Annotated in this window: 7 protein-coding genes; 4 read left to right on the forward strand and 3 right to left on the reverse strand. The window is 72.3% G+C overall.

The genetic code is table 11. From position 1 onward, the window contains the following. Nucleotides 1-583, reverse strand: a 583-nt coding sequence (locus tag VGL20_07745; protein HEY2703565.1) for a dienelactone hydrolase family protein, incomplete at its 3' end; no start/stop codon positions are given. Between the two features lie 52 nt (nt 584-635). Between VGL20_07745 and VGL20_07750 the strand changes: the two genes are divergently transcribed. From VGL20_07750 to VGL20_07765, 4 genes are all read left to right on the forward strand, one after another. Beyond that, nucleotides 636-869: a hypothetical protein gene (locus VGL20_07750; protein HEY2703566.1), complete on the forward strand. Its 234-nt coding sequence runs from the start codon at nt 636-638 to the stop codon at nt 867-869. Continuing rightward, the gene (locus tag VGL20_07755) at nt 866-1,651 is read left to right on the forward strand and encodes a pirin family protein (GenBank protein HEY2703567.1); all 786 of its coding nucleotides are present in this window, start codon (nt 866-868) and stop codon (nt 1,649-1,651) included. The genes VGL20_07750 and VGL20_07755 overlap by 4 nt, the downstream gene beginning before the upstream one ends. 136 nt (nt 1,652-1,787) lie before the next feature. Then, nucleotides 1,788-2,669 (forward strand): branched-chain amino acid ABC transporter permease, encoded by an 882-nt coding sequence (locus tag VGL20_07760; GenBank protein HEY2703568.1) that lies wholly within the window; start codon nt 1,788-1,790, stop codon nt 2,667-2,669. Next, a complete protein-coding gene (locus VGL20_07765; protein ID HEY2703569.1) occupies nt 2,669-5,290 on the forward strand; it encodes an ATP-binding cassette domain-containing protein in 2,622 nt (873 codons plus the stop codon). The genes VGL20_07760 and VGL20_07765 overlap by 1 nt, the downstream gene beginning before the upstream one ends. On the opposite strand, the gene VGL20_07770 is transcribed toward VGL20_07765, so the two are convergent. Together VGL20_07770 and VGL20_07775 are read right to left on the reverse strand one after the other, a co-directional pair. Next, nucleotides 5,287-5,721 (reverse strand): hypothetical protein, encoded by a 435-nt coding sequence (locus VGL20_07770; protein HEY2703570.1) that lies wholly within the window; start codon nt 5,719-5,721, stop codon nt 5,287-5,289. The genes VGL20_07765 and VGL20_07770 overlap by 4 nt on opposite strands. A gap of 47 nt (nt 5,722-5,768) precedes the next feature. After that, a complete protein-coding gene (locus VGL20_07775; GenBank protein HEY2703571.1) occupies nt 5,769-7,427 on the reverse strand; it encodes an acetolactate synthase large subunit in 1,659 nt (552 codons plus the stop codon). Between the last annotated feature and the right edge of the window lie 258 nt (nt 7,428-7,685).

Genomic DNA, 7,685 nt, shown 5'->3' on the forward strand with positions numbered 1-7,685 from the left:
CATTCATGAAGGAATGGCCGGCGTCCGGGTACTCGCGCACGTCGTGGTCGACGCCCAGGCCGGTGAGCGCACCCTCGAGCCGAGCGGCCGCGCCGCGCAGCGTCCGGTCCCTCCGGCCGAAGCTCCCGACGATGGGGCAGGCCCCGGCGAGGATGCTCTCGGCGCTCCTCGGCACCATGCCGTAGTTCACGCTCGACGCCTGGAACCCGTGGCCCGGGGCCAGGAGGAGCGCGAAGCCCCCGCCCAGGCAGAAGCCGATGACCCCGATCCGGCCGGTGCAGTCGTCGCGGCCGGCGAGCCAACCGCGCACCGCGTCGATGCGGTCGAAGGTGGCGCCACGGCGGGACACGAGGTCGCGGAAGGTCGCCTGGAGGCAGACCGCCCTGCGCCCCCATGAGAACAGGTCCGGCGCCACCGCGAGGTAGCCCGCCCCGGCCAGCCAGTCCACCTGGCGGCGGAGGTCGTCGCTCATCCCCAGGAGGTCGTGGATCACGACGACTCCCGGCCACGGTCCCTCGCCCGCGGGGCGGGAGAGGATGGCGCGGAGGTCGCCGCCGGCGGCGGGAATGGTGAGCTCGGCCATCGGTGGCGACCCTAGCACGGGGCCGGCGGGACGGCGCCGCTACCATGTGGGCATGGACCTGCGGTACCGGATGCTGATGGCCCTCAACGCGGCCGACCTCGGCCACCCGATCTGCGACCAGGCGGCGCGGATCTGCGCGGAGATCGCGGAGCAGCACTGCGCCGAGCTCCACGGCTTCACCCCGGCCCCGCCGGAGCGCGTCGCCGAGATCGAGGACATGGTCGAGGACGCCCTCCCCTCCGACGTGGTGCCCGTCCGGACCGGCGGCGGGCCGGCCCCCCGATGAGCGGAGGCGCCGGACCGGCGGTGGGAGGGCCGGTGATCGACGTCCGCCGCGCCGGCGACCGCTTCGCGACCACGCTGTCGTGGCTGGACTCGAAGCACTCGTTCTCGTTCTCGCGGCACCACGACCCGAGGAACACCCACCACGGGCTGCTGCTGGTCAACAACGACGACGTGGTCAGCCCGGGCACGGGGTTCGAAACCCATCCGCACCAGGACATGGAGATCGTGACCTGGGTGCTGAACGGCTCGCTGGTGCACCAGGACTCGACCGGCCACTCGGGGATCATCTACCCGGGTCTCGCCCAGCGGATGAGCGCCGGCACCGGCATCCTGCACTCGGAGAAGAACGACGCCTGGAGGCTCCAGGGCGGTGACACCCACACCGACCCGGTGCACTTCGTGCAGATGTGGGTGGTGCCGGACACCGCGCGGGTCACCCCCGGCTACGAGCAGCTCGAGATCGACCACGAGCTGCTGAGCGGCGGGCTCGTGGTGGTCGCGTCGGGGATGGACGAGCACGCCGGCGACGCCGCGATCCGCATCCGGAACAGGTACGCGGCGCTGCGCGCGGCGCGGCTCCAGCCCGGCGGCGAGGTGCAGCTGCCCGAGGCGCCCTTCCTCCACCTCTTCGTCGCCCGCGGCAGCGTCGACCTCGAGGGCGCCGGCCGGCTGTCCGAGGGCGACGCGGTGCGGTTCACCGCGACCGGCGGCCAGCGGGTCACCGCCATCGAGCCGGCCGAGATCCTCGTCTGGGAGATGCACGCGACGATCGCGTCCCGCTGAGGGCGACCCCGGCCTGGGATTTGCCCGGGGTCGCCGGGCTTCCGTAGGATGGCGGCGAGGCATGGCCAGTGGTGGGTGGAGACGGCACTGATCCCGGAGCCTCGGTACCCGCCCCGGCTCACGGAGTGCTCGATCGTTGGCGCTCTTCGTCTCCGCGCTGATCCTCGGGGTGACCCTGGGGACCATCTACGGCCTCATGGCCTTCGGCATGGTCGCCTCCTACCGGATCAGCGGCGTGGTCAACCTCGGGCAGGCGGGCATCGCCGCGCTCAGCGCCGCCGTGTACTGGCGGATGGAGGCGGTCGCGGGCACGCCCCGGCCGGTCGCCGTTCCCGCCGCCATCCTCCTGGGAGCGGTTCTCGGAGCCGCCCTCGGCCAGGTCACGCTGCGACTGTCGAGCTGGCCGAAGGGACTGGTGATGATCCTCACCCTCGCGATCACGCTGCTGCTCTTCGCCGCCGCCGACCTGGTCCTGCCGCTGAACAATCCCGCGGGGTCACCGGTCTTCGGCGCGAAGGGGTTCGACTTCGCGCTCACCTACGTCACCGCCGACCAGATCGGCTCCCTCGCCACCTGCGTCGTCGTGGTGGCGGTGACCACCTGGGTGCTCCGCAGGACCCGCTTCGGCCTCTTCGTCCGGGTGATCTACGACGACCCCCACACCGCCGCCACCATGGGCATCCCGCTCACCGCCTACGTCGTCCGGGTGTGGGCGATCTCCGGGGGGATGGCCGGGCTGGCCGGCATCCTGGTCAGCACCCGCACCACCCTGGCGACCCCGCTGCTGCTGTTCGTCATGGTGTGGGGGCTCGCCGGCGCGGTGCTCGGCGGGCTGGAGTCGTTCGCCCTCGCGTTCGCCGGCGGCCTGCTCCTCGGCATCGCCGAGGACCTGCTCGGCGCCGAGCTCGCCGGCTCTCTCGGCCCCGGCCTGGAGAACCTCACCGCGATCCTGATCATGGCGGCGGGGGTGCTCTACGCGGGCCTGCGCCGCCGCCACCTGGCCCACCTGCAGAGCTGATGGAGACGCCCGCGGCTCCGAGCCGGCGTCGCCGGCTGCTCACCCCCGGCGCGATCCCGGCGGTCCTGCTCGCGCTGCTGGGGGTGGGCGGCTTCCTCCTGCTCCCCGGCTACCTGCTGTACGCGGGGTCGACGGCATTCGCCGCGGGGCTCATCGGCCTCGGCCTGTTCCTGCCCATCGCCGCGCTCCGCGAGATGCCGCTGAACGCCGCCGGCATCGCCGGGCTGTCGGCGTACCTCTTCGCCCACCTCGCCAGCAACGGCGGGCTCGCCAACCACCTCGCCGGCATCCTCCTGGGGCTCGGCGCCGCGGTGGTGCTCTCCCTGCTCACCGGCCTGGCCTCGCTCGCGGTCACCGGCCTCTACTTCGTGGTCGCCTCGCTGGTCGTCCAGGTGGGCATCGAGAAGGTCGGGTTCTCGATCCCCGGGGTCACCGGCGGGGCGGCGGGGTGGGGGGTGTCGCAGCCGGAGCTCACCGGCTGGTTCGACACCCAGCGTGCCATCTACCTGATCGTCGGCGCGATCGTCCTCGGCCTCGCGCTGGTGGTGCGCGCCGTCCTCCGGTCACGGCTGGGCTTCCAGGTCGTGCTCGTCGGGCACGTGCCCGAGGGCGCCCGGGCGATGGGGCTGCGGAACTGGATGCTGAAGCTGACCGTGTTCGCCTTCAGCGGCCTGCTCATCGGCGTCGGCGGGCTGCTCATCGCCTTCGTGAACGGGTCGCCGCCGCCGACGTTCTCGTTCGGCCTCATCTTCTCGGTGATCTATGTCGCCATCCCGATCGCCAGCGGGATGCGGGAGCTGTCCTCGATCTGGCTGGTGGCGGCGGCGTTCACCGCCATTCCCATCCTGCTCGAGCCGCTCCACCTCTTCCCCAACCTCATCTCGGGGACGATCCTGCTCGTGGCGCTGGTGGCGGGCCAGAACCGGGAGGCGATCGCCGCAAGGATCCGCGCCCACCGCCCACAGGTCCAGGCGGCCGTGCCCGACTCCGAGTGGGCACCGGTCCGGGCGGTCACCATGACCGGCGCGATGGCGGTCGTCGAGCGCCCCGACGCGGTCGTGGGACGCGAGCAACGGCCGTCGCGGTCCGCGGCGGCGCTCGAGGGCCGGGCGGTCACCGTCGACTTCGGCGGCGTCCGTGCCGTCGACGCGGTGAGCGTCCGGGTGGCGCCGGGGCAGCGGGTCGGCATCGTCGGCGCCAACGGAGCGGGGAAGACGACGCTGATCAACGCCCTCACCGGCTTCGTCCCCCACCAGCAGGGCAGCGTCCGGCTGGGCGACGCCGACATCACCGGGTGGAGCCCGATGGCCCGCTCCCGGGCCGGCATCCGCCGGAGCTTCCAGTTCCCCCGCCTCGCCGACGTGCTCACCGCCGAGCAGAACGTCGTCTGCGTCCACGGCTACGACCGGAGCCATCGCGACCGCGTCGACTGGCTGCTGGAGATGTTCGGGCTGGAGGGCAAGCGGACGGCGCCGGTCGCCGCGCTCTCCTTCGGCCAGCGGCGCAAGCTCGAGCTGGTCCGCGCGCTGACCACCCGGCCCCAGGTGCTGATCCTCGACGAGCCGGCCGGCGGGCTGATGGACGAGCAGGGCGACCGGCTCGCCGAGGTGCTGCTCACCCTGCAGGAGCAGGAGGGGTGGGGGCTGCTCGTCGTCGAGCACAATCCCCGGGTGCTCACCGCCCTCGCCGAGCACCTCCTCGTCCTGGAGAACGGCCGGCTGCTGGTCGAGGGCCCCACCGAGACGATCATCCGGGAGGAGGAGGTCCGCCGCGTCTACCTCGGCAGGAGGGTGGACGGGAGCAGGAGGCTGCGGCGCGCCGGCGGGACGGCACCGGCGGCACCGCGGGTCACCGTCACCTCCCGCCTCAAGGGCGAGGACCGACCCGAGGGGGGCGGGCTCCAGGTCCGCGACCTGCACCTCGAGTACGGGCCGATGCCGGTGCTGCGCGGGGTCAGCCTCGACTGCCAGCCGGGGCGCATCGTCGGCGTGCTCGGCGGGAACGGCGTGGGCAAGACCAGCCTGCTCTCGGGGATCGCCGGCCTGGTGGGCACCTCGGCGGGGTCGGTGCACCTCGACGGACGCGACATCTCGCGCTGGCCGGGGTACCGCCGCGGCCAGGCGGGGATGGTGATGATCGCGGAGCGCCGCCGGGTGCTGCCCTCGCTGTCGGTGCGGGACAACCTCCACGCCGGTGGCTGGGGCCTGGACCGGGCGGAGGTCGAGGCCCGGGTCGAGCGGGTCCTCGAGCTGTTCCCGCGCATCGCCGAGCGCCTCGACGTGGCCTCCTACCGCCTCTCCGGAGGTGAGCAGCGGATGGTGTCCATCGGCCGCGCGCTGGTCACCGGCGCCCGCTGCCTGCTCTTCGACGAGCTCTCGCTGAGCCTCTCACCGCGGATGGTGGGCGAGCTCACCGAGATCGTCCGCGCCCTCGCCGACGAGGGCCGGATCGTGCTGCTCGTCGAGCAGTACATCGGCGTGCTCCTCGAGATCGCCGATACCACCCACGTGCTCGAGCGCGGGCGGCTGGTCTTCGGCGGCCCCGGCGACGAGGCCGCCGCCTGGCTCGAGGAGCACGGGTACCTGGCCCAGGCCCAGGCGGTCGGCGGGGCGCCGGCCTAGGCGGGCTCCACCACCGGCGCCGGCGGAGCGGCGGGCCCGTCCTCGGACGACACCATCTCCTGGGTGATCTCCGCCTGGTCACGGGCGGCGTGGGCGTCGTCGCGATCGAGGGCGACGAGGCTCCTCGCCAGGGCATCCGCCAGCCGGTCGAGCGCCAGCCGGGACCTGGCGATCTGCTCGTTGCTGGTCGCGATCGCCTCCACGGCGGAGTCCCTCGCCGTCGTGGTGACGAACTGGAGGCGCGAGGCGCGCTCGCGCACCGAGTGCTCGTGGAGCTGGAGGGCGCGCTCCCGCGCGTCGAGGGCCGCCTCGCGTACGTCCGCAGCACGCTCGCGCTCGTCGGCGAGGCGCTCCCGGGCGTCGGTGTCGTGCTCCCTCCGGTCGGCGAGCCGGTCCCGGTCGCCGGCGATGCGATCACGTTCATCAACCATGCGCCGATCATCTGCCCAGGGTGGGGGGCCGTCAAGACGAGGCGTCGTCACAGTGCAGCTGTCAGCGCGCCCAGTGCGTCGGTGAGCCTGGTGTTCTCGGAGTAGTCGATCGGGCAGGCGATCACCGACACCGCGTCGTCGGCGAGCGCGGTGCGCAGCGTGGGGAGGAGGTCGCCGGCGCTGCGGATCGCGTACCCCCTGGCACCGAACGACGCGGCGTACGCCGGGAGATCCGGGTTGGTGAACGCCACGTGGGACGAGCGGCCGAGCTCGAGCTCCATCTTCCACCGGATCAGCCCATAGCTCTCGTCCACCCAGACCAGGGCGACGAGGGCGATGCGCTCTCTGACCGCGGTCTCCAGCTCCTGGCTGTTCATCAGGAAGCTGCCGTCGCCCATGACCGCGAGCACCTTGGCTGAGGGCCTGGCGAGCTTCGCTCCGAGTGCACCCGGCAGGGCGAATCCCATGGTCGAGAGGGCGTTGGAGACCAGGCAGGTGTTGGGACGATGGGTGGGATACAGCCGCGCCATCCACATCTTGATCGCCCCGGTGTCGGCGAGGACGATGTCGGTGTCGTCGAGCGCCGCGCGGATGTCCGCGACCACCCGCTGAGGCTTCAGCGGAAACGACGCATCCTGGGCTCCACGGTCGAGCTCGGCGCGATGCAGGGCACGGATGCGCATGTCCGCTGCGGCGATGGCCGCCCGCGGGGGAACCATGTCCGCCAGCCGTTCGAGAGCCTCGGCGATGTCGCCGATGGCCTGCACCTCCGGGAGGTAGTGGGTGTCCGTGTCAGGGCTGAAACGGTGGAGGTGCAGGATGCGCTTGTCGGCGTCCGGGTTCATGCGCGCCGGCGCGAACTCCTGGAGCTCGTAGCCGACCGAGACGATCACGTCGGCGGTGTCGAATGCGAAGTTCTGGTAGTCGTGGAGCATGAAACCCATCGGTCCCAGGGCGTTCGGGTGCCGGTCGTCGATGGTGCCCTTCCCGTGAAAGGTCGTCGCCACCGGCAGCCCGGCTCGCTCGGCGAAACGGGTCAGTGCGCGCGACGCACCCTCTCCGGCGCGGGCGACTCCGCCACCGGCGAGCACGACGGGACGCCGGGCCGCCGACAGGATCTCCACCAGGGTCTCGAGGTCCGCCTGGCGCGCCGTGCCGGCGGTCGCTCGGCACCGGGGCAGTGGCACCAGGGTGTCGGGGATGGCGCAGGCCTCGATGTCCTCGGGGACGGCGAGGTAGACCGCACCGCATCTCTCCGCCTGAGCAAGGTCGAAGGCGCGACGGACCAGCTCCGGGACGGCGGCGGGCGTGGGCACCACGTCGGCGCGCTTGGTGACCGGGCGGAAGAGCGCGACCAGGTCCACCGCCTGGTGGGTCTCCTTGTAGCTTCGTTCGCGCCCCACGGTGGCGGAGATGGCCACCAGTGGGGTCGAATCGGTCTGCGCGTCGGCCACACCGAGCAGGAGATTGATCGCCCCCGGACCGAGCGTGGCGCAGCACACGCCGGCCCGGCCCGACAGCCGGCCGTAGATGTCCGCCATGAACGAGGCGCCCTGCTCGTGCCGCACCAGGATGAAGCGGATCGACGAGCCGTTCAGCGCATCGACGAAGTGGATGTTCTCCTCGCCCGGGATGCCGAAGAGGTACTCGACTCCCTCCCGCTCCAGGCAGGCCACCAACAGCTGTGCCACGGTCCGATCCCGCATCGCCCACCTCGTCGACGTCTCAGCGTGTGCCGCTCACGGGCGAGGTGCAATGTACCGCCGCGGGGGGACGGAGGGCGAATCCGCGTCGAACCCGTCGAACCCTGGCTCCTTCCCTGCCCGATGACCGTCGATGCGAGCATTCGGCAACTTTGTCGTATGCACAGTTGTGAGAACGACGACTGCGCTCGGCCGGTATTGTCGGGAGGTCGATCACCATCGATAATCAGCCACCACCCCAGGCCATCGGTCGCCATCGAC

This window comes from Candidatus Dormiibacterota bacterium, from assembly GCA_036495095.1.
In the GTDB taxonomy this organism is placed as follows: Bacteria; Chloroflexota; Dormibacteria; order Aeolococcales; family Aeolococcaceae; genus CF-96.